Below are 26,602 nucleotides of genomic sequence, written 5' to 3'. Positions count from 1 at the left end.
CCATTGACCCCCCTTCCCTCTGCCCATAAGCCAGTCGGCAACGACTGACCAAGGACAGACCTTCCCCATGCCCATCTCTTTTTCCGATCCGGCAGAACGCAGCGAGACGGAACCTCGTGCGCGGGAACTGTCCAGAATCGCCGGTCTGCTGCGCATCGCGCTGACCCTCACACTGGGCCTGCTGGCGATCTGGCTGATCGGCGACGTCCTGGCCGTAATCTTCGCCTCAGCCCTCGTGGCGATCGTCCTGCATGGGCTTGCGCGGATGCTCCGGCGTCACGTTTCCGTCATCCCGTATCAGGGAGCGGTCGCCCTGGTCACTGTCGTAATCCTCGTGGCCCTGTTCGGTCTGGGCTGGTACAGCGGCCCGGCCATCAGCGACCAGTTCATCCGCCTCAAACAGGCCCTCATCACCCAGTCCGGCGAACTGCGCACCCATCTCTCCGGTTCAACGCTCGGCCAGATGGTCCTCGATCACCTGCCATCATCGCTGGGCGGCAACGCCGCAGGCACCGCGAGCCTCGGCTCGCTGGGCTCAGGCCTCGCAGGCTCGGTCACGGGACTGCTCAGCTCTGTGTTCGGCATCCTCGGGACCCTTCTGGTAGTCCTGATCGCCGGGCTGTATTTCGCCCTGAGCCCGGCCGTCTATATCGACGGCATGCTGCGCCTCGTCCCCACGCAGCACCGTCCCGCCGCCCGGGAACTGATGCTCACCGCCGGCTCCACCCTCTGGGCCTGGACCGCCGGACAGGCGCTGGACATGCTGGTGGTCGGGATGCTGTCGGGGATCGGTCTTTCGCTGATCGGGATCCCGCTTGCCCTGGCGCTCGGCGTCGTGGCAGGCCTGTGCAACTTCATTCCCTATATCGGCGCCATTCTCGGCGCAGTCCCCGCCGTCCTGCTGGGCCTGTCCCTCGGCACCCACGAAGCCCTGTTCGTCGGCATCCTGTACTGCGTGATCCAGTTCTTCGAAGGCAACGTCCTCGCCCCGCTGATCCAGCGCCGCGCAGTTCACATGCCCCCCGCCCTCGCCATCCTCTCGCAGACGGTCTTCGGCTCCATCCTCGGCGCGCCCGGCCTGATCCTGGCCTCCCCCATCACGGCCGCACTGCTGGCCATGGGCGACAAGGCTACCGCGCCGCTGGAAGACGAAAACCAGACCCGCCGCGCCGTCGGCGAAGTCACGGAACAGGAAGAAAAACAGCAGTAATGATTTTCTGCTTGCTCCTGACGTACGGTCATCACCCTTGATGACGCGTCAGGAGCATAATGATAAACCCACGAACCCTGACAATCGGCAAACTGGTGGCCAAACCGGCGCAACACCACGCGCCCTCCGGCACTTTTCGAGGCAACCGACCTGCTCCACCCATGTCGAGCGGAAAATGGCCGTCGCATCTATAGGACCATCGATGTCAGGACTCTGACCCATATCCTGCTCCTGAAAAGAGCCAGCTACACCCTGAGGGAGATCGCTTCCCTTTCGGCACGGGCCGCTCAACGCAAAACGACTTCTGGCAGGCCCAGCTCTCTGTCCTTGAAACACGTCGCACTGACCTTAATGGCATTATCGGTCAGAGTGCTGGTGGCCCGGGAAACCCTTCAGCTACCTCTTCAGAAGGCAACCGACCCTGCACTGTGGCGCAAGGCAAACCGGAAGTATCTGGAGCGTACCAACTGGGAAACACCCGAGCGGAAGCGACCCTTCAGCCCGGGCGTTCAGGACTTCATTATTACGGCCGCGCGCCATCAGGCTGAAGCGCCATGACCTGCGCATCCGGAAAGGCATTCATCCGGTACGGACCGTTCTTTTCAAGCTGAACGCCGATAATGTCGTCCTGCTTCTTGTGCTTCCAGATGGACACGATGACCGGCTGCCCCTGCGCCGTCGTCATTTCCAGAATGACCTGACCCGGTGCAGGCGGACGCTCACCCGACGGTCCCCACGCCGTCTCATGCGACTGCAGCCACAGATTGACCTTCTGAACCTCATCCGCCGTGAGTTCACGACTGATGGGCGCGCTCAACTGCCCCGCCGTCACTTCCGGAAATTTCCAGGCATGCAGCAGCGGCCAGGTCACGAACCAGATGATGCCCACCGGGATGAGAACAAGGGCCGCAAAAACCAGCAGAAGTTTCTGTTCACGTCTCACGCCTGTTCTCCTGCCCAGCGGTTAAGGGCTGCAATGATGTAGCTGACGTCATCGTCCGTCAGTTCGGGATGAATGGGAAGGGCCAGAACCCGCGCGCCAAGCCCTTCGGCCACTGGCAGCGCAACGCCATCGTGATGCGGCGCATAGGCCGGCTGCCAATGCAGCGGCTTCGGATAATAAATGGCCGTCGGAATACCGGCCTCCTTCAGGAACGCCTGAAGCGAATCCCGCTTGCCCGCATCCGGCAACAGGATCGTATAGATCGCCCAGGCACTCTCGCTGTCGGCAACGCGCACTGGCGGAACGATGCCTTCCGGCATGGCGGCATCATAGGCCGAAGCAATCGCATCCCGGCGCTTCAGCTCAGCATCGAACACGTCGAGCTTTGCCAGAAGCACAGCGGCCTGAAGCGTATCCAGACGCCCGTTGATCCCGATCCGCTCGACCTCATAGCGCGTGCGCCCTTCCCCATGCGTGCGCAGCGAATGATACAGCGCCGCCAGATCGTCATCATCCGTCAGGATCGTCCCCCCATCCCCATAACCGCCCAGCGGCTTGGACGGGAAGAAGGACAGCGTCGTCGCCTTCGCCTCATGCCCCAGACGGCGGCCATGATACGTCGCCCCAAAGGACTGCGCACAATCGGCCACCAGCGTCAGACCTTCCTGCGCCGTCCAGGCCTTCAGCTCGTCCCAGGGCGCGGGCTGACCAAACAGGTCCACGCCGATCACGACCCGAGGCTCCAGCTCTCCGGCCTGACGCACGGCCTCAAGCCGCTCTTTCAGTGACTCAAGACTGATCTGGAAGGTCTGCGGATCCACATCCACGAAAACCGGCGTGCCGCCCAGAAGCAGCACGACTTCCGCCGTCGCCGTATAGGTAAAGGCCGGCAGAAAAACCGCATCTCCTGGCCCGATCTCCTCGCCCATCAGCACCATCAGCAGCGCATCCGTCCCGGACGACACGCCGATTGCATGTTTCGCACCGCCGAACTCCGCCAGACGCTGCTCCAGTTCCTGCACTTCGGGACCAAGCACGAAACGGCAATGCGCCATGACGGCGTCCACACGTTTCTGGATGCTGCCCTTCAGCCGCGCCTGCTGGGCGGGAAGGTCGAGAAAAGCAATCTGCCTTGTCATGGCGCTATCATCTCCGGATCGGGATGGGACATCGCAACCGGCATTCCGCCGTCGCGGTTATGAAGGAATTCGGGCACCAGCCTGTACAGGATGCTCATGATAGCGCCCAGATCACTCGCGTGACAGGCCGCCTCCAGCTCATCCATCGCAGCACGCGCCACTTTGAAATCGACAGTGCGCGGAGACGCCATCCGCAGGCCCGGCGCATCGGTCGGGACAGGTGCCTCACGGCCGTGAAACAGCTCTTCGAACAGCTTTTCACCTGGCCGCAGCCCGGTAAAGCGGATCTCGATATCGGTCTCCGGCCGCAGCCCGGCCAGACGGATCATCTGGAACGCCAGATCCATGATCCGCACCGGATCGCCCATATCGAGCACAAAAATGCCGCCCTGCCTGAGCCGCTGGTCCGTCGCATCGTTCTGCGCCCGCTCATGCGTTCCCCGCACGGCTGCCTGCAACACCAGCCCCACGGCTTCGGGCACCGTCATGAAATAGCGCGTCATGTCCGGATGCGTGACCGTCAGCGGCCCACCATGCTCAAGCTGCCGCCGGAACAGCGGCACGACCGATCCCGTGGAGCCCAGCACATTGCCAAACCGCACGGTCACGCAGCGCATGCCGCCCTGCCCGGCCCGCGCCCGCATGTCGAGCGCCTGCCCGTACACTTCGGCACAGCGCTTGCTGGCCCCCATCAGACTGGACGGATTGACCGCCTTGTCCGTGGAAATCATCACCATCGCCTGCGCTCCGGCCCGCTCGGCCTCATCCGCGACGATCCGCGTGCCAATCACATTCGTCAGCACACCTTCGACCGGATTATCCTCCACGATCGGGACATGCTTGAGCGCGGCTGCATGAAAAACGAGATGCGGCCGGTACATCCCGAACACTTCAGCAATACGTCGCCGGTCGCGCACATCCGCGATGATCTGCTGGCGCTTCACGTCTGCAAAACGCTCGGAAATATCCAGATTGATCTGCCACAACGCATATTCGCTGCTCTCGATCAGCAGCAGCATGGCCGGATGAAAGGATGCAATCTGCCGCGCCAGTTCGGAGCCAATGCTTCCCCCGGCCCCCGTCACGGCAATGACTCGCCCGCAGATCAGCCGCGCCATCCCCTGCGAATCGAGTGCTACGGGCGGCCGGTTCAGCAGATCCTCGATCGCAATGGGCCGAAGCTCCACCCGGTCCGCCGGCTGCAACGCCGTGAGCGATGGTGTGCGCTGCACGTCGATATCATAGGCCCGCGCGGCTTCAAGGATCTGGGCCAGCTCCCGGCCCTTGATCTCCCCCGCTGTGATGACGAGCGCATCCGGCAGTTTCCCCGCTGCGAAAAGCCGCTCCAGAATGGCAGGCGTCTCACTGATCGTCCCCAGGATCGGGCAGTCATGAATCCGCCGTCCGGCCTGCTGCGCTCCACCGGTCAGCAGCCCCACTACACGACGGTTATTCCCGCTGTCCCGCTCCATCGCCCGAATGAACAGATCGGCTTCATGATCCGCTCCAAGCAGCAGAATGCGCTCGCCATCCAGCGCCAGACTTCTGCGCCGCGCCGCCAGACGCCACATCATCCGGATGGCGCCCAGAAAGACGAGCAGGACCAGCGCATGAATGATTGGGAAAGTCGGCGTCGGCAGCGGATAGCCCGCCACATGCAGCAGTTCCGCAAACAGCAGCGCGCTCAGAACCGACGCACAGGCGATATTGAACAGGTCCGCCACACCCGAAAACCGCCAGTACTGCTGCGGAATACGGAACGGCAGCCCCCCCACCAGCAGCGTAATCCCACCTCCGGCAATGAACCACAGCGGATGAAGCCACCCCCCTGCCGGATCAGCCAGCCAGCGCGCCACCGGCGCCGCAGCCGCGGACACGACTCCATCCAGCACCACATTGAGAGCGATGCGCCGCGCCGGCATCGAAGAGCGCGGGGCCGGACCTGAAGGGGGCATTGAGGCCTGGGATGTGGGCCCTGTAGGATGAACGGATGTCACGCGCCCCTTATAGCGCCAAAAGCCTCCCTCCCATAAAGTCGTCCCATGCCCTTTTCTTTCCAGAACCTGACCAGCGGCGTCACGCTCGCCTGCATCGCCGCCGTTGTCCTGTGCAATCTCCTGATCCTGCTCATGATCCGCGCGGGCGTTCTGGACCATCCCGTCGCCCGCAGTTCCCATACGCGCCCGACGCCCAAAGGCGGCGGGATCGGCATCGTCGGCGCCTTCATCCTGTGCCTGCCCCCCGCCCTGTACGAGGCCCACGCGTCAATGCGCATCGTCCCTGCCATCACGGGGCTTCTGGTCGGCATGATCCTGCTCGGCACCGTCTCATGGCTCGATGACGTCCGCCCTTTTCCCGCGCGCTACAAGCTCATGGCCCAGTTCGTGGCGGCAATCGCCGCAGCCATCGGAACAGGTGCAACCCTGCCCGAACTGATCCCCTTCGTGCTGGCTGCCGTCTTCATCACGAACGCCCTCAATTTCATCGATGGCATCAATGGACTGGCCTCGGGAGTCATGGCCATTTCCACTCTGGTCCTCGCCAGCACGGGCCTCATGCCCGTCGCCTTCGTCCTGCTCGCCGTCTGCCTCCTGAGCTTCCTGCCCTATAATTTCCCGAAAGCGCGGATTTTCATGGGCGATGTCGGCAGCCAGCCAATTGGCCTCGCCATCGCCTGGGGCGGCATGACCGGTTTCGGCACAGGCAGCGCCGTGCTCGTCATCGCCCTGCTCTCAGGCGTATTGTGGGATGTGACCTTCACGCTCGTACGCCGGGCACGTGCCGGTGACAGGCTCGCACAGGCCCATCGCGGCCATCTCTATCAACTGGCCGTCCGCTCAGGACTGCCCGTCCCGCTCGTCACATGTCTCTATTGGGGATTTGCCCTCTGGGGCGCTGCGGCTTTCGCCACAGGTCAGATCATCACGATGGTTCTGATGATCGTCCTGCCACAGCTTGCCTGGACAGGATATGTCTGCACGCGGGCCAGAACCCGCGTGCAGGACCGCTGGTAACCCAGCGGCTTAAATCAGCCGGCGCGACGACTGCTCAGACGCTCGACAGAAGCCGAAGCGCGTTCCGTGCGCGTGGAGCGCGTGCCGGAAGCTTCCGCCATGACGGAGCGCATTTCACGCAGGAAGGTGGAGCCCTTCAGCGTGCGCTGTACCAGCACGGAGCGACGGTCCAGCGGATCGACCTTGCGGCGTGCCAGATCCAGCTCGCCCAGACGGTCGAGCGCGCGGGTGATGGCCGGCTTGGACACCTTGAGTTCCAGTGCCAGACCACGAACCGTGTGAGCCCCGTCCCGCAGATAGCAGGTCAGGAAGACGGCGAGCTGACGGGCCGAAAGGTCGGGCCCGTCACGGCGGACCATGGAAACGATGGTATCGCACAGAAGGTTGAGCATCTGATCATTGGTAGCCTGGGGCATGATCTCTCTCCTAAGCAGTCCCTCCCTCATCTGTTGTCCGATCCCATAACAGGAGCCGACGGGATGAGGGTCGACGTGAAATTGTCTCTGCCTCTCCATGTCCGGAGAGACCGTAGTGGCATTCAAGTGGTGATTCGAAACGCATACGCAAGCATACGGGTTCCAAAACAATCCAGTGGACGATGACTCTGCATCGAAACGATAAAAGGGCGTATGCCTGATTGAAGCGCGTTTGACACCCTAATCTTTCAACACTCCGTCGCTCGGCCACACTGTTCGCCGAGTGAAACGCTTTATGGAAGCTCAGGAATTATTATGAATTCGTGACAAACTCTCCAGAATTGCCCGAAGACCAAGCACTTCTCCGCCCTCGGGACGGCCCGGCCGGGCGCCGTCATTCCACGCATAAGTGTCGATATGCGCCCATTTCTGGCCGTCCGGAACGAATTTCTGAAGATAGAGCGCGGCCGTAATCGCCCCCGCCATCGGCTTTGAGGTCACATTTCCGAAATCAGCCACTTTACTATCCAGCCATGCATCATAGCCATGCCAGAGCGGCATTCTCCACATCACATCGGCGGTCGTTTTTCCCGATTCGAGAATGAGTGATGCCAGTTCATCGTCATTACTGAACAGCGCGGGCACATCCGGACCGAGTGCAACACGCGCAGCACCCGTCAGGGTTGCAGCATCCAGAATGGCATCCGGACGGCTTTCAGAGGCCTCCGTTATGAGATCACACAACACCAGACGCCCTTCCGCATCCGTATTGCCAATTTCAACCGTCTTGCCACTGCGCGTCCGCAGCACATCCCCCGGCCGCATGGCATGACCCGAGACACTGTTCTCGACACAGCCCAGACGCAGCTCCAGATCCACATCCAGCCCCAGGTCGATCGCAGCACACATGACGGCCAGCATCAGCGCTGCCCCACCCATGTCCTTCTTCATGCGCAACATGCCCGCCGCGCCCTTGAGATCGTACCCGCCCGTATCGAAACACACGCCCTTGCCGATCAGCGAAATCCGCGGCGCACCCTCACGGGCCTTCCACCGCGCCACGACCACGACCGGCTTGCGCTCCGACCCCTCGCCCACTTCCGCCAGGCACGGATACGCACTCCGCAGATCATCCCCGTCCACAAGACTGACGCTCGCCCCACGATGCACCAGAGCCGCACCGGCCATATCCGCCAGTTCCCGCGGCCCCAGCAGATTGGCGGGCATATTGATCAGATCCCGCCCGAACCACAGCACCTTCGACAGCGCGACGAGCCGCTTTGCCTCATCCGGCACGACCATCCGCGTCGTGACAGGTTTGTCTTCCCCGAGACTGAAACGATACGCCCCCATGCAGAACCCGAGCAGCGCGCTCTCCAGCGCCCCCTCATCAAGCCCGTGGAGCACCGCCGTCCAGTCCCCGTCCGGCAGAGCCGTCCCCAGCTTGCCGAAAGCCACCGGATCATTGGCCCGTGCGGACGCCACACACAGAATCGCCGCCCCGACGCCCCCGTCACCCGGCAGCAGCGTGAAAGCCCCGTCCTTTGCGGAAAATCCCTGTCCCTGAAGAAACGCCGCATGCTCCCCCAGAAGGCGCGAGACGGTCGCACTGTCCTCACAGGACACCAGATGAACCAGACGGGCCGAAGCCGCGTCCGCAGAGGTTACGAAGGGAAGCTGGGGATGCGGATTCATAAGACTTTCTTCCTCAAATACCTGCCCCACCCGAGAAAGATCCGCCGGGAGGGCTTCAGATGCTTGCTTTTGCCCCGCAGGCACCCGACCATTCAGACATGAAGGGTGCATTCCACGGAACCTCGTCCGGTCATCATACCATGCCAGCCAGCATCCGTGCTGCCCTTGGCCCCACCAATACCGGCAAGACCCATTATGCCTTAACGCGCATGATGGCCCATGCATCCGGCATCATCGGTTTTCCGTTGCGCCTGCTGGCTCGGGAAAACTACGAGCGTCTCGTCAAAATCAAGGGCGAGCGTAGCGTCGCCCTCATCACGGGCGAGGAAAAAATCGTGCCTCCCGGAGCCCGCTGGTTTTCCTGCACCGTCGAAGCCATGCCGCTGGACCGCAAGGCCGAGTTCGTCGCCATTGACGAAATCCAGCTCGCCTCTGACCCCGACCGTGGCCACATCTTCACGGACCGCCTGCTTCACGCGCGCGGTACCGTCGAGACACTCTTCCTCGGCGCCGAAACCATCCGCCCGCTGCTCCAGAAGCTCGTCCCGGGCATCGAGATCGACATCCGTACCCGCCTCTCCAGCCTGAGCAGCACGGGACACACCAAACTCTCCCGTCTGCCGCCACGCTCGGCCATCGTCGCCTTCTCCATGAGTGAGGTGTATGCGCTGGCTGAAGTCATCCGCAGGCGTCGTGGCGGCTGTGCGGTCATCATGGGCCAGCTCAGCCCCCGCACCCGCAACGCCCAGGTCGAGCTCTACCAGAACCGCGAAGTTGATTATCTCGTCGCAACAGACGCCATCGGCATGGGCCTGAACATGGACGTCGATCACGTCGCCCTGGCCCAGCTCAGCAAGTTCGACGGCACGGTCCCCCGCCCCCTGTTCCCGCAGGAAATCGCCCAGATCGCCGGACGCGCCGGGCGCGGCATGAAAGACGGCACCTTCGGCACCACGGCCGACTGCCCGCCCATGTCCAGCGCCCTCGTCGAGGCCGTCGAACAGCACCGCTTCGACCCGATCCAGCGCCTCTACTGGCGCAACCACGAGCTGGACTTCACCAACCCCGCGAACTTGCTCAAAAGCCTGACGCGGCCGCCACCGCTGCGTGGCCTGACCGCAGGCCGCGTCGCCTCGGACGTCACCACGCTCGAATCCCTGATGCTTGACCCGGACATCCGCGAGAGCGCCCGGGGCAAACGCGCCACCGCTTTGCTCTGGGACGTCTGCCAGATCCCCGATTTCCGCAAGCTCGGCGACGACAGCCACACCCGCCTCTGCGCGCGCCTCTACACCCATCTGGTCAAGGAAGGCTCCGTCCCCGCCAACTGGATGGAAGGCCATATCCGTGGCCTAGCCAAAACCGAAGGCGATATCGACACACTGATGCACCGCCTCACCGGCGTGCGCGTCTGCTCCTACGTCGCCGCTCGTACCGAATGGAGCCGCCACTCCGCGATGTGGCAGGAACGCGCCCGCGAAGTCGAGGACCTGCTCTCCGACGCCCTGCACGAACGTCTCACCGCCCGCTTCGTGGATCGCCGCGCCACAACGCTCCTGCGCCGCCTCGACAGTGACAGCGACCGCACCCTGCTTTCCGCCGTCAAACCGGACGGAGAAGTCCTCGTCGAAGGCCACAGCATCGGCCGCATCCGTGGCTTCACACTGGAAACGGATGTCGCCGCAGGCCCCGACCGCCAGATCATCCTGCGCGCCGGCCGCAAGGCCCTGCTGCACGAAATCCCCCGCCGCATCCGCATGCTTCAGGACGCACCCGACACATCCCTCAGACTGGACACCACAAACGGCGAACTCTTCTGGGAAGACACGCGCCTCGGCCGCCTCGCCGCAGGCCCCTCCCTGCTCCGCCCCGCCCTCCAGCTTTTCCCGGCCGAGTTCACCGACACCGTCCAGAAAACCCATGTCGAAACGCGGCTGCTGGACTTTGTGGCACAGCTCATCCAGCGGGATCTCAAGCCTCTCTACCGCAGTCAGACCCTCGCCGAACGCGAACCCCAGCTCCGCGCGATCCTGCACCGCCTCATGGAAGACGGTGGCATCACCGAAACCCTGCCCGAAGATCACACGCTTTCCCCGGCTCTGAAAAACAGACTGCGCAAGGGAGGCGTCGAGGTCGGACGTTTCTCGATCTACTGCCCCGCCCTCTTCCGGACCCGCCCGCTCGCGCTTCTGGGTCTTCTCCATGCCCTGCACAACAAGACCCCGATCCGCCCAACCGCGCCCGGCCGCGTCTCACTGCCCTGGAGCGAGATCCAGGGGCAATTCGGCTGGATCCGGGCAGGCGACACCGGCCTGCGCCTCGATATCGCGGAGCGCTGTATCGCGGAAATGCACCAGCTCGCCGTCCGCCACGACCACGCCGCCCCGCTCAGCCTGGCATCCAGACTGGGCGTGAAAGCCGACATGCTCCCCTCCATCCTCAAAGGGCTCGGCATCGCACACCAGCCGGCCGAAGCCCCCTCATCCGCCCATGCAGGGCCGCCCCGTCCGCTCATGATCCTGAACGACCGCAAGACCCGGGCATCACGTCGGCGCAGATCCGCACCGCACCACACGCCGCCCAGACGTCCGGCCCCTCCCCGAACCGACAGCCCCTTCGCAGCGCTCGCAGCACTCAGGGAAAAAATCCGTCCATGAGCGAAGACTACCAGCGGCTGGACCAGTGGCTGTATTACGCCCGCGTCGCCAAGACGCGCCCGCTCTGTGCGGCCATCGTCAGCAAGGGCCGCATCCGCATCAACCGCCAGCCCACGAACAAACCCCATGCCAAACTTCACATTGGCGACATATTGACTTTTCCGGCGGTTTCTGGCGGAGAAGTGCGCGTGTGGCGCGTCTTGGATCTTGGTGAACGCCGCGGTCCGGCAAAAGAAGCCGCACTTCTTTATGAAGCCATCACAGAAGACGGCTGACGATGCTTGCGTCTGAGGCCAAACCTTCGCATATCATCCCGCTCGGATGAAACCGGCCGGATGCCGGACCAGCAAGACGATCGGAGACGTCAATGACCTATGTGGTCACCGAAAACTGCATTCGCTGCAAGTTCACGGATTGCGTGGAAGTCTGCCCCGTAGACTGCTTCTACGCAGGTGAGAATTTCCTTGTCATCAATCCTGACGAATGCATCGATTGTGGCGTGTGTGAGCCGGAATGCCCGGCAGAGGCCATCTTCCCCGACAGCGACAACCGTGCCGCGCCGTGGATCGAGATCAATGCGAAATATTCGACGCAGTGGCCGAACATGACCCGCAAGATCGACGCCATGCCGGACGCCGAAGAATGGAAAGACAAGCCCGGCAAGGCCGCCATGCTGTCCGAGGCGCCCCACAAGGACTGATCCTGCTTTTCTTTGGCGGCATCTTTCACCCGGTCTCCCAGGAGACCGGGTTTTTTTTATGCCCGTCTGCCGGCTCAGCGCCTTTACCGGACTGAAGCACGAAGGAAGCCGGGCATAAAAAAAGGGCTGACAGGATTTCTCCCGCCAGCCCTTCCCTCAGGTTTCGAAAGAAACCTTAGCGGGACATCATGTTGATCGCAGTGTCATGCATGATGAAGATCGTACCGCCGATGATGACAATCACCGATGCCGCAGCAAAGATGAAGCACATCAGGTTCCAGCTCTGCTCGCTGCTGGTGTTCAGGTGGAGGAAGAACACCAGGTGGACGACGATCTGCACGACGGCAAGAACCGTCAGTGCTGCAAGCGCCATCCCCGGAGACAGGGCGTGGGTCATGACAGCGGCAAAGGATGCCACTGTCAGGATCACGGCCAGAACAAAGCCGATCAGATAGGACGAATAGGAGCCGTGGCTACCATCGTGGGCTGCATGTGCCTGAGCCATTACATCACTCCTGCGAGATAGACGAACGAGAAGACACAGATCCAGACGATGTCAAGAAAGTGCCAGAACAGGCTGAGGCAGGCCAGCTTGTTCATCATACGCTCGGACAGGTCCTGCGGACCCATCATCTGCACCATCAGAACGACCATCCAGATCAGGCCGCAGGTCACATGCAGACCGTGCGTTCCAACCAGCGTGAAGAACGCCGAGAGGAATGCGGAACGATCAGGACCATTGCCTTCTGCGATCATGGAGCTGAACTCGTTCAGTTCCAGACCGACGAAGGAAACACCCAGCACGAACGTAACGGCCAGCCACAGAAGGACCATCGTCTTGTTCTTCGCCAGCGCATTCAGCGAGGCGAAGCCGTACGTGATGGACGAGAACAGCAGGATAGCCGTCTCGATCCCCACATTCGTCAGGTCGAAAAGTTCCTTGCCCGACGGGCCTCCGGCATACTGGTTCCGGAGGACCGCGAAGGCAGCGAAGATCGACCCGAACAGGATGCAGTCCGTCATCAGGTAGAGCCAGAAGCCGAACACGTTGGGGGTCTCGTGGTGCTCCCCGTGGTGGTCGTCAGCGTGTGCCAGAGGCGACATTGTTGCTTCGTGAGCCATAAGTCTTATGCGCCCCTCTTACTCTGCTGCCTGGGCAGCAGCGATACGACGAGAATAGACTTCCTCGTTGTGCTCGATTTCGCTCACCGGGACGTAGTAGTCGACGTCGCGGTCTGCGCTGCGCAGGATCATGGTTGCAACGATACCGATCAGGCCGATGGCAGCGAGCCACCAGATGTACCAGATCGAAGCGAAACCGAGGATGAAGCTGAACAGACCGATGAAGACACCAGCGGATGTGTTCTTCGGCATGTGGATCGGAGCCAGCGGCTTGCCGTGAGCCTTCAGACCCAGCTGCTTCTCGGTGTGGAACGTGTCGAGACCATGAATGTCAGGAATGACCGCGAAGTTATAAGCCGGCGGAGGAGAGGAAATGGACCACTCCAGCGTACGGCCGTTCCACGGATCACCCGTCAGATCAAGGTTCTCGGGCAGGTTACGGTCACGGATGGAAACGTAGAGCTGCGTGAGCTGGCAGACGATACCGAGAGCGATAACGATTGCACCAACTTCAGCAACGAGCATCCACGGATACCAGTCGGGGTTGTCATAGTGGTTCATACGACGCGTCATGCCTTCGAGGCCGAGGACATAAAGCGGAATGAAGGCCAGGTAGAAACCGACGAACCAGCACCAGAAAGCGCGCTTGCCCCAGGCTTCGTTCAGCTTGAAGCCGAAAGCCTTCGGGAACCAGAAACCCATGCCCGCGATGTAGCCGAAGTACACACCGCCGATGATGACGTTGTGGAAGTGGGCAATCAGGAACAGGGAGTTGTGCAGGATCCAGTCAGCGGCCGGCATGGCCATCATGACACCGGTCATACCACCAATGGAGAAGGTGATCATGAAGCCGAGCGTCCAGTGCATCGGAGCCGTGAATTCCACGCGGCCCTTATACATCGTGAACAGCCAGTTGAAGATCTTCACACCCGTCGGGACGGCGATGATCATCGTCATGATACCGAAGAAGGTATTGACGTTGGCACCGGCACCCATGGTGAAGAAGTGATGCACCCACACGACGAAGGAGAGCACCATGATGGAGCACGTGGCGTACACCATCGTCTTGTAGCCGAAGAGCGGCTTCTGGGAGAACGTTGCAGTAACCTCGGAGAAAACACCGAACGCCGGGATGACGAGGATGTAAACTTCCGGATGGCCCCAGGTCCAGATCATGCTGAGGTAAAGCATGACGTTGCCGCCGGCATCGTTCGTGAAGAAGTGCATGCCGAGGTAACGGTCGAGGCTGAGCAGAGCCAGCGTCACCGTCAGAACCGGGAAGGACACCATGATCAGAACGGTCGTGCAGAACGCGGTCCAGGTGAAGACTGGCATCTGCATCCAGCCCATGCCAGGCGCACGCATCTTGACGATGGTCGTGAAGAAGTTCACGCCCGTCAGCAGCGTACCGACACCGGAGATCTGAACGGCCCAGATATAGTAGTCAACGCCGACACCCGGGCTGAACTGCATTTCGGACAGAGGCGGGTAAACCAGCCAGCCGCACTGGGCAAACTCACCGATGAACAGCGAGATGTTGATCAGCAGGGCACCGACCAGCGTCATATAGAAGCTGAGCGAGTTCAGGAACGGAAACGCAACGTCGCGGGCACCGATCTGAAGGGGAACAACCAGGTTCATCAGGCCCGTCATGAACGCCATTGCCATGAAGAAGATCATGATGGTGCCGTGAGCGGAGAAGATCTGGTCGTAGTGATGCGGCGGCAGGTAACCGGGATTACCCTTGTAAGCCAGCGCGAGCTGGGTACGCATCATGATGGCGTCCGCAAAACCGCGGAACAGCATGACGATCGCCAGAATGATGTACATTACGGCAAGACGCTTGTGGTCGACAGTCGTCAGCCAGTCACGCCAGAGATAGCCCCATTTGCCATAATAGGTGACAGCACCCAGTACGGCGAGACCGATGACAGCAACACCGAGGAATGTACCGACAAGAATCGGCACATCCAACGGTATGGCTGATAAGGAGAGTTTTCCGAGCATCTGTCGGTTATTCCTTCATGCCAGTGTCGGACGGTGCAGCGTTGGAAGCAGACTGCATGTGCATGACCTTGCCCGTCTTCTTGTCCACCATCATGCCGTTGTTATACTTGGCAACGATGCCGTCGAAGAGATCCGGCTGGACATGCGCGAAATACTGTACCGGTGCAGCTTCCTGCGGTGCAGCATATTTCGGGTATGTGGTGTCGTCGAGATTTTCACTTCCGCTCTTCACCTTCTCAACCCAGTCGTTGAACTGAGCCGGATCCATGGCGAGGGTACGGAACTTCATATCCGAGAAACCACGGCCGCTGAACTGTGAAGCCTCACCCAGGTAATCCCCGGACTCGCTTGCAAGCAGATGCAGCTGGGTCTGTTCACCAGGCATGGAGTAGATCATCGATCCCAGACGCGGGATGAAGAACGACGTCATGACGGTGTCAGAAGTGATCTGGAAGTTCAGCGGCGTGTTCGTGGGAACATCCAGCTGGTTGATCGTCGCGATCCCCAGGTCCGGATAAATAAACAGCCACTTCCAGTCGAGAGAGACCACCTGGACATTCAGGGGCTTGACGTTGTCAGCCGTCTGAAGCGGGCGGTACGGGTCATAGGCATGCGTGCTCCACCAACTGATAGCACCCAGAAGGGCAATCAGGATGGCGGGAACGCCCCAGATGACATATTCAATTGCGGTCGAATGATCCCAGGTCGGGAGATATTCGGCCTCTTTGTTGGAAGCACGATACTTCCACGCAAAATAAAGCGTCGCGGCGCAGGTGGGAACCACGACCAGCATCATGATGACGAATTCCGCCACCATGACATCGCGGTTCATTTCTGCGACCGGGCCGCGCGGCTGAAGCAGATCAACCGTACAACCCGATAGCATCAGCGCCGGCAACGCTGGGAGATATCGCCAGAGTTTTTTCATCGGTCCTGCTTTCATCATCCGTTCCGGCTTGCAGTAGTCGCCGGGAAACGGTTTGACACGATAAGGTCCGCATCAGTGCCGCCGAACGCTGCCATAGTCTGCTACCTTTCTCGTTCGTATCCTGACGTCAGGAACCGGATCAAAGATCCGATCCTGAAATTCATTCAGCATGGGACACGGCTGTCCCGGTTCCTCAGGTTTTTTCCGCCTGAATCGCCTCAAAGACAAGGCTTATCACGGATTTCGTGAGCACTCCCCCGAAATGGACGTCAGAGTGAAATGGCTGTTTTTCGCCACATTTGATCTCATTAGGACTTTCATTAAGCCTGAATATTACAGATTTTTAATGTAAACTCGTTTAGAATTCGCTGAAATAATTCAAGACTTTTTTAGTCCAAAAAGCAGAAAGGGGCGGCATCAACTGCCGCCCCTCTCAGGATCTCCAATATCGCGAAGAGAGTAATCTCAGTCGTTGTTACCTGAACGAACCCCCATGAACTGGATCAGGAACTGAAACAGGTTCACGAAATTGAGATACATCGTCAGCGCATCATAGACACTCAGCTTCGCAACATCTTCTGGACCAGCATAAGCCATGTACTGCTGGTACGTGATCTTGATACGCTGCGTGTCATAGGCCGCCAGCAGGGTGAAAAGGCCGACACCTATTACAGAAACAAGCATGGCAAGCGGTGAACTGTGCAGGAAAATGTTCACCACGGACGCCAGGATGATCCCGATCAGCCCCATGAACAGGAAGGAACCGAGTCGAGCGAGATTGGCGCCCGTCGTGTATCCCCACAGCGACATTCCGGCGAATGTAATGGCCGTCACGAAGAAGGTCCGGGCCACGGAAACGCCGGTATAGCTCAGCAAAAGGCTGGCCATACTCGCCCCCATCGCCGCACTGAACAGCAGGAAGATCCCCTGCACGGCCGGACGGGACAGTCGGTTGACCCCGAAGGACAGGACCATGACGAACACAAGCGGCGCAAAGATGCTGATCCCGCCCAGCAGGGTCGGACGCAGAACGATGGCACCGTTCGGCATCTCTGCCAGATGGAAGAAGAGCGCGCGCAGGGATGTCTGCGCCACGCCATAGGCGACCAGTCCCGTGATCACCAGACCAAGCGCCATCCAGTTGAAGACCCGGCACATATAAGCACGAAGCCCGGCATCGAGACTACCGGCTCCGGCCTGCACACCGGCTCTGCTGAAGTTGGTATTGAAAGCCATGACACCTTTTCCAATGAGATGCCCTTCTGAAAAGGGCGCTTGACGAACCCGGGAGGGCCGTCCGTACACTCGGACTGAATGTGGGGTTTTTGCCGGAAGGGTCAAGAATACTCCGCCGCCCCTTACTTCTTTTTCATGGGAAACGCGCCTCTTGAGACTTTTTGTCGCACTCGACCTTCCTGCCGATGTCCGGGAAACGCTTGCGCTGATGCGCGGTTCCATGCCCGGCGTGCAATGGGTTCCAGCCGAAAACCATCACATCACCCTCCGCTTCATCGGAGAGATCACGGACCGGCACCGGCTGGAGGAAATCGACCTCGCCCTCTCCCGCCTCGCCTGGCAGCCTTTCGAACTCTCTCTGGCGCAGGCCGACATCCGTGAAGGCCTCACGGCGGACAGTCTCCTGATCGGGGTCGAACGCACCCGCCAGCTGGACGCATTGCAGTCCCAGGTCGAAAGCGCCCTTCGCCGTGCTGGCTGTCCACCAGCCAAGCGCCGCTTCCAGCCCGCCGTCACCCTGGGGCATTTTTTCCCGAACCAGCGGGCCGACGCCATCAAATGGGTCCAGCGGCACAATCTCTTCCGCAGCAAACCCATGTCCGTAGAGCACGTTACACTCTTCGAGAGCCTGCGGAGCCTGGGCGAACACGTCTACGTTCCCCGCGAAGAATATGCCTGGAAGCCGGAAATGCCGCTGATCCCCGAGGAAGAATGACCCTGTCCGTTCCGTCACCCGAGGAGCGCCTCAAGGCACTCCTCACGGAAGTCCGGGCCTGCCGGGTCTGCGAGGCCCATCTCCCACTCGGCGCCAGACCGCTGATCCATGCCTCAGCCACATCAAGGATCCTGATCGCCAGCCAGGCCCCCGGCACCAAGGCCCATATCGCCGGAAAATCCTTCTTCGATCCGTCCGGCAACCGCCTGCGCGACTGGCTCGGCATTTCAGAAGACATCTTTTACGACACGCGCCACATTGCCATTTTTCCGATGGGCCTGTGCTATCCCGGACACCTGCCCAAAGGCGGCGACAATCCGCCCCGTCCGGAATGTGCCCCGCTGTGGCGCCGTCGCGTCCTTTCCCTCATGCCGGATATCCGCCTGACGCTGCTCGTCGGAAGCTATTCCCAGAACCATGTTCTGGGACGCGGTTCAGTCACGGAACGCGTCCGGAATTTCCGGGACTATCTGCCCGAGTATTTTCCCCTGCCCCATCCCTCATGGCGCACCGGCGTCTGGGAAAGAAAAGCGCCATGGTTTCAGGAAGAAGTCATTCCCGCCCTGCGCGAGCGCGTTCACGCGATACTGGCGGAGCGCTGATCAGGCGGCCTTGGCCTGTTTCAGCGCCTCGACAAGGAACCCTTCCACGCCCGACGCCAGGATCTGCACCCCGATCGCCAGCAGGATCAGCGCCGCAAGCCGGCTGACAATCCGCGTTCCCGTCACCCCCAGCATCGCGACAACCCGCTCCGCATAGGCGTAAACGACCGCCACCACGATCGCCATGGTCGTCGCGGCAGCCGATACGCCGACATAATAATCCGCAGTGGGCATGTTCGGCGGCGTGGATGAACTGAGCGCGATGGCTACGGAAATGCTGCCAGGCCCCACCGTGAACGGCATGGCCAGCGGAAAGAACGCCGTCTCCCGCAGATCCGGCGTCGTCACCGTCCGGCCACCCTGCAGCGCCTGCTTTTCCTTACGCGCCTCGGACGTTTCGGGCTGCAACAGCATCAGCCAGGCACGCGACGCCACAACCAGACCGCCCGTAATCCGCAGCGCATTGATCGAAATTCCGAAGAAACCGAGAATCCAGCTCCCGAACCAGATGGACACCAGCATGATGCCCAGCGAATTCAGCGCCACCTGACGCGCCAGTTCGACAACCTCGCGGCGATCGCGCCCTTCCGTCGCCTGAGCGAAGATCAGTGACGCCCCGAGGGGATTGATGATTGAGAAGAGCGCCGGAAAGGCAATCAACCAGCTGCTGAGCGTATTCCCCAGCCCAGGTGCCAGGCTCATGAACCGGTCAGACCTGACACAGCCTGTGGCTGGCGCTTGCGTGCCAGACGTTCCTCACCCTTCAGAAAAGCCCGCAGCATCCGATAATCCTCGGAAAAACAGCACACCGTCCCAGCCGTCCTGTCCGGACAGACCGTCAGTCCCAGATCGTTATAGACGGCCATCAGCGACTGGCCAACCTGAATGAAAGCGAGCTTGCACCCTTCCTGCAACGCAAGATCCCGCAGGCGCCAGATTGCCGCAACGCAGTTTCGTTCAGACCCGGCCGGATCGCCCAGCCCGATGATGAACTGACCCGTCCTCAGGAACGGAATGGCCGCACGCCCGGCCTCATCCAGCAACAGCCCGGTCGGACGACGCGCGCCCAACTGCGGCAGTGCATGGGCCAGACTATGATAGCGATGCGCATTCTCGGCGGTCCAGGCCTCGAACCGGATCCGCGTCCTCCGCATCCCGCGCCACAGGACATAGAACCCGCACAGCGCCGAAAATCCCAGAAACCAGCGCCCGACGGCCGTATGGGCGTCATAGATCATCGACCGCCACCAGATCGGCCCGAGATGCCGCTGCACGGCAACCCAGCCCACCCCCATAAGCCCAAGCCCCCAGAGCGAGAGCGGCGCCAGCATCGACGGTGTCAGCGGTGCGGCCAGAAGATGCGCCCGGCGATAATAGCAGTTCCGGAACGGCAGCAGCAGCAGCATCACGAGGATGATGACCACCGGCCCTTCCCACGGCGCATGCCGCAGCATCAGCAGCAGAGCCGCCGAACCCAGCATCCCGAGGGAAAACTTCCAGGCCAGCGCCACACGCTGCGACAGTCCCCACGACAGTGCAACCAGCCCGACACCCGCCACCGTCAGCAGCAGATCCGCGATCTGTGACACTGCGGCTCCAAGGGATGTCTGAAGCGGCGGCAGATCCGCCACAAGCGCGTAAAGCACAAGCAGAATGCCCACGACCGCCTGAACGCTCGTCGCCACGGCCACGGAAAAATCCGCTTCCGACTCGCGGATGACCTGACTGGGCCGCACCCGCCGCGGCGTCTGCCCGGCCAAAACCAGAGCCTGCTCGCCGCGCAGGAACAACTCATGCCCCGCGAACATCAGCCCCGCGAGAAGCAGTGGAATGATGTAATAGAAAAGCCTGAAAACAAGGATGGCGCCCATGATCTGCGACGCCGGCAGATAGGCCTGCAGCGCCAGCAGCATGGCCCCGTCAAAAACGCCCAGGCCACCCGGCACACTGGCCATGAGCCCGGCCGTATAGGACGCCAGATAGATCGCAAGGAACGTCCCGAACCCGAAATGCGCCTCGGGTGGAAGCGGAGGCAGCACGCAATACGCAATCAGCGCCGTCGCGGCCATGTCCGCCGCACTGACTGCGATCTGCGCAATCGCAATACCCGGTCCCGGAAGCTCGATCTCGTATTTCCAGATCCGCACATGCCGCCGCACGCGCGCCACCAGCACATAGGCCAGCAGCACACCCCACAGCACCAGCCCCGCCAGACGGAGCAGAAACTCCGGCAGATGGGACAGAACCGGCACGGCATGCGGCTCGATGATCAGGATGCCGCCGATCAGCGCCATCGTCCCCAGCAGATAGGTCGCCGAGCAGAACGCAATGATCTGCGCGATCGCCCCGGGCGCCACGCCCCAGCTCCGATAGAGCCGAAAACGCACCGCCGCCCCGGAAATCGCCGCACATCCCAGATTATGGGACAGCACGTAGGAGCAGAACGCGGCAAACGCCGAACGCTGGTAGGACACCTTCGCCCGGACATGCAGACAGGCCAGCCGGTCATAGAAAGACAGGATGAAATACGACAGGACCGTCGCCGCACCACCCGCCAGCAATGCGGAATCCGGAATGGCGCTCAGGCTCGTGGTGATGTCATGCAGCGACAGATGCCGCAGTTCCCGCCAGATGACGACGACCGCCGCCACCAGCAGGACCAGCCCCACGAGAGCGGGCGCGCGGGACATGAACACCTGCCACCGCCGCTTCCGCTGCCCGGTCTCCGCACATACCCCGTCAGCCGCCCCTACATCCACAGACAGGCTCTGCTCTTCCATCACGGAAGACACCTGAACATCCTGCGGTCTGTTATCCCCGGGCATGCCCACGGCTCAGTCCTGCACAGGCTCTTCGACAGGCCGCGCGAGGGCATCCCGGATCAGGCCGACCGTCTCCGGCAGCCCGAACAGGGAAGCGAAAATCCCGAAACGCGGCCCTTCCGTCTGTCCGAGCAGCACTTCATACAGGCACCCGAACCAGGACCGCAGTTCCGGCTTGGCGAAATAGCGCTTGCCGACCTCGAACACGACATCCTGCACATCGCCCGGTGCCGTGTCCGGCGCAAGCTTCGCCAGTTCGTCCGCCAGATCCTCAAGTCCCTTGCGCTCGGTCTCCGTCGGCGCACGGTAGGTCTTGTTGGGGTACACCTGCTCCTTGAAATAGGTCAGCGCACAATGCACGAGCCGGTCCACATACGGATGCGTCTCGGGCGACAGCGTCGGATCATAGCGCCGCAGGAACTTCCACAGCGTCTCCGGCTTGTCGGCATTGGCCACGTTCGCAAGGTTCAGCAGCGCCGTATAGGACACCGGGCTGGTGTCTTCCGGACGGATCGTTCCGCCATGAATGAACCACACCGGATTGGCCAGCAGATCCGGCCCTTCCTGTGTCTCGGCCTTCTGCACGAGCGTCAGGTAATCATCCGTTGCACGGGGAATGACGTCAAAGAACAGACGCTTGGCCCGCGTCGGCTGCTGGAACATGTACTGCGCCAGGCTCTCCGGCGTGCCGTAACGCAGCCATTCCTCAACCGACAGGCCATTGCCCTTGGACTTGCTGATCTTCTGCCCCTGCGCATCCAGGAACAGTTCATAGGTCAGCCCCGCAGGCGGCTCCTTGCCCAGAATACGGCAGATCTTGGAGGACAGCTTCACACTGTCGATCAGATCCTTGCCGGACATTTCATAATCCACGCCCAGCGCGTACCAGCGCATGGCCCAGTCGGCCTTCCACTGCATCTTGGCATGACCGCCCAGAACGGACGTCTCGAACGTCTTGCCGGCCTCGTCCTTCCAGACCACCGTCCCGGCATCCGGATCGACCTTGATGATCGGAACCTGCATGACCTGCCCGGTCTCGGGATGGATCGGCAGAACCGGCGAATAGGTCGCCCGGCGCTCCGGACCAAGCGTCGGAATAATGGTCGCCACGACTTCGTCATGGACTTCAAGCATACGGCGCAGAGCCGCATCGAACGTACCGTTGGTGTAATACTGCGTGGCGGAGGCGAATTCGTAGTCGAAACCGAAACTGTCGAGGAACTGGCGAAGGCGCGCGTTATTATGCGCGGCAAAGCTGTCATATTCGCCAAACGGATCGGGCACCCGCGTCAGCGGCAGGCCCAGATGCTTCGCGAGCATCTCCTGCTCCGGCACATTGGTCGGCACCTTGCGCAGAGCGTCCATGTCATCGGAGAACGCAAGCAGACGCGTCGAACGGCCCGTCAGCGCCTCATAGGCCTGACGCACCCAAGTCGTCCGCGCCACTTCGCCGAACGTACCGATATGCGGCAGACCCGACGGACCATAGCCCGTTTCCAGAAGGGCCGGAGCCTGCTCCGAAGCATCAGATGCGCGCGCGTCCATGCGCGCGGTGATTTTTCGCGCCTCTTCGAACGGCCATGCTTTCGGAAGCGGCGCGTCAGGAGAGAGGGACGGGGCGATAGGTGTCTTGGTTTTCTGCATGATTACCGGAAAAGGTAGGGAGACACCTCTTCCCGGTCAAGCAATACGACACATTCCGGTTTCAGTCTGACGGACCCTTTACATTACGAAACATTTCAGAGACTTTCATGCCCTTCCCAAGCCCTTGCAGACAGCCAGCTTTCACGTTCCGTTCGCAAAACCCGCAAAACATCCTCGCCGGATTTTCCCCTACCCGCTACACTGGCGACAATGCCCCGCGCCCCCACCTTTCTCTCGCCTTTCGACGCTCCGGCCCTCGTCGCCCGTCGCGGCCTGTCCTCGCTCCTGACACCGGACGGAGAACTGCTGGACCTCACGGCGGAAGAAACCCGCGAACGCCTCACCCAGCTTCCCCCGCCGCTTCTGGTCCACGGTCCCGCCGCCCTGCGCGCGCTGGATCTCTCCCCGCTGTCCCAGCCTGTGCCCTGGTTCGACCTGCTGGACCTCTTCCTGTTCGTCCGCCCCGCCACAACCGTCGCCCCCACCCCGCGCGGACTGGCCCTCGCCCTCGGCATCGAGCCGCCCGAAACCATCGGCGCGGACCTCCTCCCCGTCCTGTGCGAAACCCTGCTCGACGAACTGCGGCACAAGGCCGAAACACCCGAGGGCACACGCCTGCGCGCGCTGATGGTCCCCCTGACCCGCGCCGGCTGGGCCTGGAGCGGCGAAGTCACGGACGTTCTCGGAACCCCAAGAGACACAACAGGCGCCCATCCCTACGAAGCCATCCGCATCTGGAAACGCCTGCCCCGCTGGGAAGAAACCGCCCCCCGCCCCGCGCCCGGAAGCCAGCCCGTCTCGCCAAACGCCGCCCGCCAGCGCCTGCGCGAAATCCTTGGTGAAAATGCCGAGATCCGTCCCGGTCAGGCCGATTTCGCCTCCGTCGCCACCGCCGCTTTCGAACCGCGCGAAAGCATCGGCTCCCCCAATGTCGTCCTCGCCGAAGCCGGAACCGGCACGGGCAAGACGCTGGGCTACATCGCCCCCGCCAGCCTCTGGGCCGAACAGAATGACGGCGCCGTCTGGGTCAGCACCTACACCCGCCACCTCCAGCGCCAGATCGAACAGGAACTTCGTCGCCTCTACCCGGACGAAACCACCCTGCGTGACAAGGTCGTCGTCCGCAAAGGTCGCGAGAACTATCTGTGTCTGCTGAACATGGAAGACCTGCTTAACGTCGCCACCTCCCGCGGCCCTGACGGTTACGCCGCCCTGCTCCCCATGGCCCTGCTCGCCCGCTGGGCCGAAGCCAGCCGCGACGGCGACCTCATGGGCGGCGATCTCCCCGGCTGGTTCGGCGAACTCTTCGGTCACGGCACCCTGTTCGGCGTCGCCGACCGGCGCGGCGAGTGCATCCACGCCGCCTGCCCGCATTACCAGACCTGCTTCGTCGAACACGGCATCCGCCGCGCCCGTCAGGCCGATCTGGTCGTCGCCAATCACGCCCTCGTCCTCTCGCAGGCCGCCTGGGCCGCCCTCGCCCCACCCGGCCTGCCCGACGAAGACACCACACCCACCCGATACGTCTTCGATGAAGGCCATCACGTCCCGGACGCCGCCGACAGCGCCTTCGCCACGGCCCTGTCCGGCCTCGAAGCCGCCGAACTCCGCCGCTGGCTGCTCGGCGCCGAAGGCAGCCGCTCCCGCGCCCGGGGCCTGCAACGCCGCCTGGACGATCTGGTCGAACGCCTGCCGATGATCGACACGCCGCTTCAGGCCGCACTTCAGGCCGCCCGCGCCCTGCCCGCCCCCGGCTGGAGCACGCGCCTGCGCCCGCAGGCCGAGACCGGACAGGACCCGGACCTTCCCCCGCTCCCCGGCGAAACACCCTTGCTGATCCCCGAGGAGCCCACACCGGAAAACCCGTCCGAAGCCTTCCTGCGCGCTCTGGACCATCAACTTCGCGCACGCCAGACCAAGGACAGCCGCGACGGCTATATTTCGGCGGAATGTGACCTGCATCCCGTCAATGAGGATGTCGCCAGCGCCGCCGAAACCCTCAGCCGCGCCCTGACCCGCCTGCGCGATCCCATCAGGATGCTGGCCGACCGCCTCGCCGCACAGGTCGAGGACGATGCGGAAATGGACGCCCCGACCCGCCAGCGCATCGAGGCCATGATCCGCACCCTGCACCGCCGCGCCATCAGCCGCCTGTCCGGCTGGATCGGCATGCTGGACGCGCTTCAGACGCCCCCCGAACCCAACGTCACCCCGACATTCGTGGACTTCATCCGCACCGAACGCCTCCCCCGCACCCGCGCTACACAGGGCGACCATGACATCGGCCTGTACCGGCACTGGCTGGACCCGACCATTCCCTTCGTCTCAACGATCCAGACACCGGCCCACGGCCTGCTCATGACATCCGCCACCCTGCGGGACCAGACTGGCCACGGAGACGCCCAGAACGAGGCCAGTTGGCACGCCGCCGAGCTGCGTCTGGGCGCCACGCATTTCCTGAAACCGCCGATCCGCGCCTCGGTCATGAGCCCGTTCGACTACGCGACGCAGACGCGCGCCTATGTCATCACGGACGTCTCGGGCGAAATCCCGTCACTGGCACACGCTTTCCGCGCCCTGTTCGAAACCGCAGGCGGCGGCGCGCTCGGCCTCTTCACGGCTATCCGCCGCCTGCGCGAAGTCCATCGCCGCATCCACGAACCGCTGGAAACGCAGGGCTTTCCGCTCTACGCCCAGCATGTCGATGCGATGGACAACGCCACCCTCGTGGACGTCTTCCGCACCGAAACCCATAGCTGCCTGCTGGGAACGGACGCCATGCGCGATGGCGTGGACGTCCCCGGCGAAGCCCTGCGGATGGTCGTGTTCGAAAAGACCCCCTGGCCCCGCCCCGACATCCTGCACCGCGAACGCCGCCGCCTGCTGTCTGAAGGCCGCCCCGGCGATTACGATGACCGCATCACCCGCATGCGCCTGCGACAGGCTTTCGGCCGCCTGATCCGTCAGGGCACCGATCGCGGCGTCTTCGTCATGCTGGACCGCCGCATGCCCTCACGCCTGCTCTCCGCCTTCCCCGACGGCGTGGACGTCCGACGCATGCCACTGGCCGAAGCACTGGAAGACATCGCCCGCTTCCTGCGCCCCGAGGAACAGGAAAACGGACCGCCCCTCCTTCAGGGCTGACCCAGGGGCTGAACCGACTGCTGGGCCAGGCTGCGCATGCTGGTCGCCAGACGGTCGCGCAGCTGGTGCAACTCCTTTTCCTGCTCCTGCGCCCGCTCGGCCGCGAGCCTGTCATTCTGCGCCATTTCGCCCAGAGCCTGCGTCACCTTGTCCGCCGCCTGCGCCAGCGCTTCCATCTGCCGCGGGTCCACACCCCGACTGGAGGCCGTCGTCCGCGCCGCATCCAGCGCACCATCGGCCACGAGCCCAAGGATCTTGCGATCCGCCTCGTTCAGCGCATCGCGCGCCGTGGCAGCATTACGGCTGATGACCACGCCGCGAACCTCATGAGCAATCTCCGCCACGACCGCAGCGCCCTCACGCCGAAGCTCAAACACCCGCGTCTCGAACCGCAGGGAAAGCCCCTCGATCTCAACCGTCCGCTTCAGCCAGCCTCGGGCCCTGCGCGAGACAGCCGTCTGACGAGGAAACGCCTGCTCGCAGAACACAGAGAACTTCTCCAGAAAGCGCTCCCGGCTGCCCTCGGCTTCCCTGATCAGCGCCGCAAGATCGTCGATATTCCCGCTCATGAGCCCCTCTCCGAGATCCCTGTTACATTTCGACAGGTT

General features: G+C 62.3%; 23 protein-coding genes. 9 read left to right on the top strand and 14 right to left on the bottom strand.

Features of this window, described 5'->3' with window-relative positions:
- Nucleotides 1-67 precede the first annotated feature (67 nt).
- Together HKD27_RS02220 and HKD27_RS16725 are read left to right on the top strand one after the other, a co-directional pair.
- A complete protein-coding gene (locus HKD27_RS02220; protein ID WP_194264750.1) occupies nt 68-1,210 on the top strand; it encodes an AI-2E family transporter in 1,143 nt (380 codons plus the stop codon).
- Between the two features lie 150 nt (nt 1,211-1,360).
- The gene (locus HKD27_RS16725) at nt 1,361-1,768 is read left to right on the top strand and encodes a MerR family transcriptional regulator (RefSeq protein WP_194688355.1); all 408 of its coding nucleotides are present in this window, start codon (nt 1,361-1,363) and stop codon (nt 1,766-1,768) included.
- Here the strand turns inward: HKD27_RS16725 and HKD27_RS02210 are convergent.
- The 3 genes from HKD27_RS02210 to HKD27_RS02200 are packed head-to-tail and all read right to left on the bottom strand — an operon-like array spanning nt 1,734 to nt 5,247.
- On the bottom strand, nt 1,734-2,153 hold the full coding sequence (locus tag HKD27_RS02210) for a hypothetical protein (RefSeq protein WP_194688085.1): 420 nt from the start codon (nt 2,151-2,153) through the stop codon (nt 1,734-1,736). The two genes, HKD27_RS16725 and HKD27_RS02210, sit on opposite strands and share 35 nt — an antisense overlap.
- Entirely contained in the window at nt 2,150-3,292 is a 1,143-nt protein-coding gene (locus tag HKD27_RS02205; protein ID WP_194688086.1) for a DegT/DnrJ/EryC1/StrS aminotransferase family protein, read from the bottom strand. The genes HKD27_RS02210 and HKD27_RS02205 overlap by 4 nt, the downstream gene beginning before the upstream one ends.
- Nucleotides 3,289-5,247 carry a nucleoside-diphosphate sugar epimerase/dehydratase gene (locus HKD27_RS02200; RefSeq protein WP_194688087.1) on the bottom strand — a complete coding sequence of 653 codons (1,959 nt, stop codon included), beginning with the start codon at nt 5,245-5,247 and terminating at the stop codon, nt 3,289-3,291. The genes HKD27_RS02205 and HKD27_RS02200 overlap by 4 nt, the downstream gene beginning before the upstream one ends.
- Nucleotides 5,248-5,334: 87 nt before the next feature.
- Here HKD27_RS02200 and HKD27_RS02195 point away from each other — a divergent pair, with 87 nt between their 5' ends.
- Complete coding sequence (locus tag HKD27_RS02195) at nt 5,335-6,306, top strand: glycosyltransferase family 4 protein (protein ID WP_194688088.1); 972 nt, start codon at nt 5,335-5,337, stop codon at nt 6,304-6,306.
- 14 nt (nt 6,307-6,320) lie between these two features.
- Here HKD27_RS02195 and HKD27_RS02190 read toward each other — a convergent pair whose 3' ends face one another.
- The gene (locus HKD27_RS02190; RefSeq protein WP_062495605.1) at nt 6,321-6,722 is read right to left on the bottom strand and encodes a MarR family transcriptional regulator; all 402 of its coding nucleotides are present in this window, start codon (nt 6,720-6,722) and stop codon (nt 6,321-6,323) included.
- A gap of 303 nt (nt 6,723-7,025) precedes the next feature.
- Nucleotides 7,026-8,417 carry a M17 family metallopeptidase gene (locus HKD27_RS02185; protein WP_194688089.1) on the bottom strand — a complete coding sequence of 464 codons (1,392 nt, stop codon included), beginning with the start codon at nt 8,415-8,417 and terminating at the stop codon, nt 7,026-7,028.
- A gap of 59 nt (nt 8,418-8,476) precedes the next feature.
- Between HKD27_RS02185 and HKD27_RS02180 the strand changes: the two genes are divergently transcribed.
- The 3 genes from HKD27_RS02180 (at nt 8,477) to fdxA (ending at nt 11,774) form a co-directional block, all read left to right on the top strand.
- Complete coding sequence (locus HKD27_RS02180) at nt 8,477-11,074, top strand: helicase-related protein (RefSeq protein WP_228518238.1); 2,598 nt, start codon at nt 8,477-8,479, stop codon at nt 11,072-11,074.
- Nucleotides 11,071-11,349, top strand: a complete 279-nt coding sequence (locus HKD27_RS02175; RefSeq protein ID WP_194688090.1) for an RNA-binding S4 domain-containing protein — start codon at nt 11,071-11,073, stop codon at nt 11,347-11,349. Before HKD27_RS02180 ends, HKD27_RS02175 begins: the two co-directional genes overlap by 4 nt.
- A gap of 92 nt (nt 11,350-11,441) precedes the next feature.
- The gene (gene fdxA / locus HKD27_RS02170) at nt 11,442-11,774 is read left to right on the top strand and encodes a ferredoxin FdxA (protein ID WP_011253433.1); all 333 of its coding nucleotides are present in this window, start codon (nt 11,442-11,444) and stop codon (nt 11,772-11,774) included.
- A 175-nt stretch (nt 11,775-11,949) separates the two neighbouring features.
- On the opposite strand, the gene cyoD is transcribed toward fdxA, so the two are convergent.
- The 5 genes from cyoD to HKD27_RS02145 all read right to left on the bottom strand — a co-directional run bounded on the left by cyoD (nt 11,950) and on the right by HKD27_RS02145 (nt 17,067).
- Nucleotides 11,950-12,279 (bottom strand): cytochrome o ubiquinol oxidase subunit IV, encoded by a 330-nt coding sequence (cyoD, locus tag HKD27_RS02165; RefSeq protein WP_194264743.1) that lies wholly within the window; start codon nt 12,277-12,279, stop codon nt 11,950-11,952.
- Entirely contained in the window at nt 12,279-12,896 is a 618-nt protein-coding gene (gene cyoC / locus HKD27_RS02160; RefSeq protein ID WP_194264742.1) for a cytochrome o ubiquinol oxidase subunit III, read from the bottom strand. Before cyoC ends, cyoD begins: the two co-directional genes overlap by 1 nt.
- An 18-nt stretch (nt 12,897-12,914) precedes the next feature.
- Nucleotides 12,915-14,903: a cytochrome o ubiquinol oxidase subunit I gene (gene cyoB / locus HKD27_RS02155; protein WP_194264741.1), complete on the bottom strand. Its 1,989-nt coding sequence runs from the start codon at nt 14,901-14,903 to the stop codon at nt 12,915-12,917.
- A 7-nt stretch (nt 14,904-14,910) separates the two neighbouring features.
- Nucleotides 14,911-15,849, bottom strand: coding sequence for a ubiquinol oxidase subunit II (cyoA, locus tag HKD27_RS02150; protein WP_062495614.1), 939 nt, complete (start codon nt 15,847-15,849; stop codon nt 14,911-14,913).
- Between the two features lie 447 nt (nt 15,850-16,296).
- Nucleotides 16,297-17,067, bottom strand: coding sequence for a Bax inhibitor-1/YccA family protein (locus HKD27_RS02145; RefSeq protein ID WP_194264740.1), 771 nt, complete (start codon nt 17,065-17,067; stop codon nt 16,297-16,299).
- 151 nt (nt 17,068-17,218) lie between these two features.
- Here HKD27_RS02145 and thpR point away from each other — a divergent pair, with 151 nt between their 5' ends.
- Both thpR and HKD27_RS02135 read left to right on the top strand, forming a co-directional pair.
- Nucleotides 17,219-17,782 carry an RNA 2',3'-cyclic phosphodiesterase gene (gene thpR, locus HKD27_RS02140; protein WP_194688091.1) on the top strand — a complete coding sequence of 188 codons (564 nt, stop codon included), beginning with the start codon at nt 17,219-17,221 and terminating at the stop codon, nt 17,780-17,782.
- Nucleotides 17,779-18,384, top strand: coding sequence for a uracil-DNA glycosylase family protein (locus HKD27_RS02135; RefSeq protein WP_194688092.1), 606 nt, complete (start codon nt 17,779-17,781; stop codon nt 18,382-18,384). The genes thpR and HKD27_RS02135 overlap by 4 nt, the downstream gene beginning before the upstream one ends.
- Here the strand turns inward: HKD27_RS02135 and HKD27_RS02130 are convergent, their stop codons facing one another.
- From HKD27_RS02130 to HKD27_RS02120, 3 genes are all read right to left on the bottom strand, one after another.
- Nucleotides 18,385-19,086, bottom strand: a complete 702-nt coding sequence (locus tag HKD27_RS02130) for a MarC family protein (RefSeq protein ID WP_011253425.1) — start codon at nt 19,084-19,086, stop codon at nt 18,385-18,387.
- Nucleotides 19,083-21,074, bottom strand: coding sequence for a lysylphosphatidylglycerol synthase domain-containing protein (locus HKD27_RS02125; RefSeq protein WP_370544217.1), 1,992 nt, complete (start codon nt 21,072-21,074; stop codon nt 19,083-19,085). The genes HKD27_RS02130 and HKD27_RS02125 overlap by 4 nt, the downstream gene beginning before the upstream one ends.
- Before the next feature lie 144 nt (nt 21,075-21,218).
- Entirely contained in the window at nt 21,219-22,850 is a 1,632-nt protein-coding gene (locus tag HKD27_RS02120; RefSeq protein WP_194688093.1) for a lysine--tRNA ligase, read from the bottom strand.
- 210 nt (nt 22,851-23,060) lie between these two features.
- Here HKD27_RS02120 and HKD27_RS02115 point away from each other — a divergent pair, with 210 nt between their 5' ends.
- Entirely contained in the window at nt 23,061-25,994 is a 2,934-nt protein-coding gene (locus HKD27_RS02115) for an ATP-dependent DNA helicase (protein ID WP_194688094.1), read from the top strand.
- Here HKD27_RS02115 and HKD27_RS02110 read toward each other — a convergent pair.
- A complete protein-coding gene (locus HKD27_RS02110) occupies nt 25,985-26,563 on the bottom strand; it encodes a hypothetical protein (protein WP_194688095.1) in 579 nt (192 codons plus the stop codon). The genes HKD27_RS02115 and HKD27_RS02110 overlap by 10 nt on opposite strands.
- Nucleotides 26,564-26,602 lie beyond the last annotated feature (39 nt).

Origin of the sequence: Gluconobacter sp. R75690 (assembly GCF_015244525.1) — a bacterium.
Taxonomy (GTDB): domain Bacteria; phylum Pseudomonadota; class Alphaproteobacteria; order Acetobacterales; family Acetobacteraceae; genus Gluconobacter; species Gluconobacter potus.
This window is presented reverse-complemented; position numbering and strand designations above follow the sequence as displayed.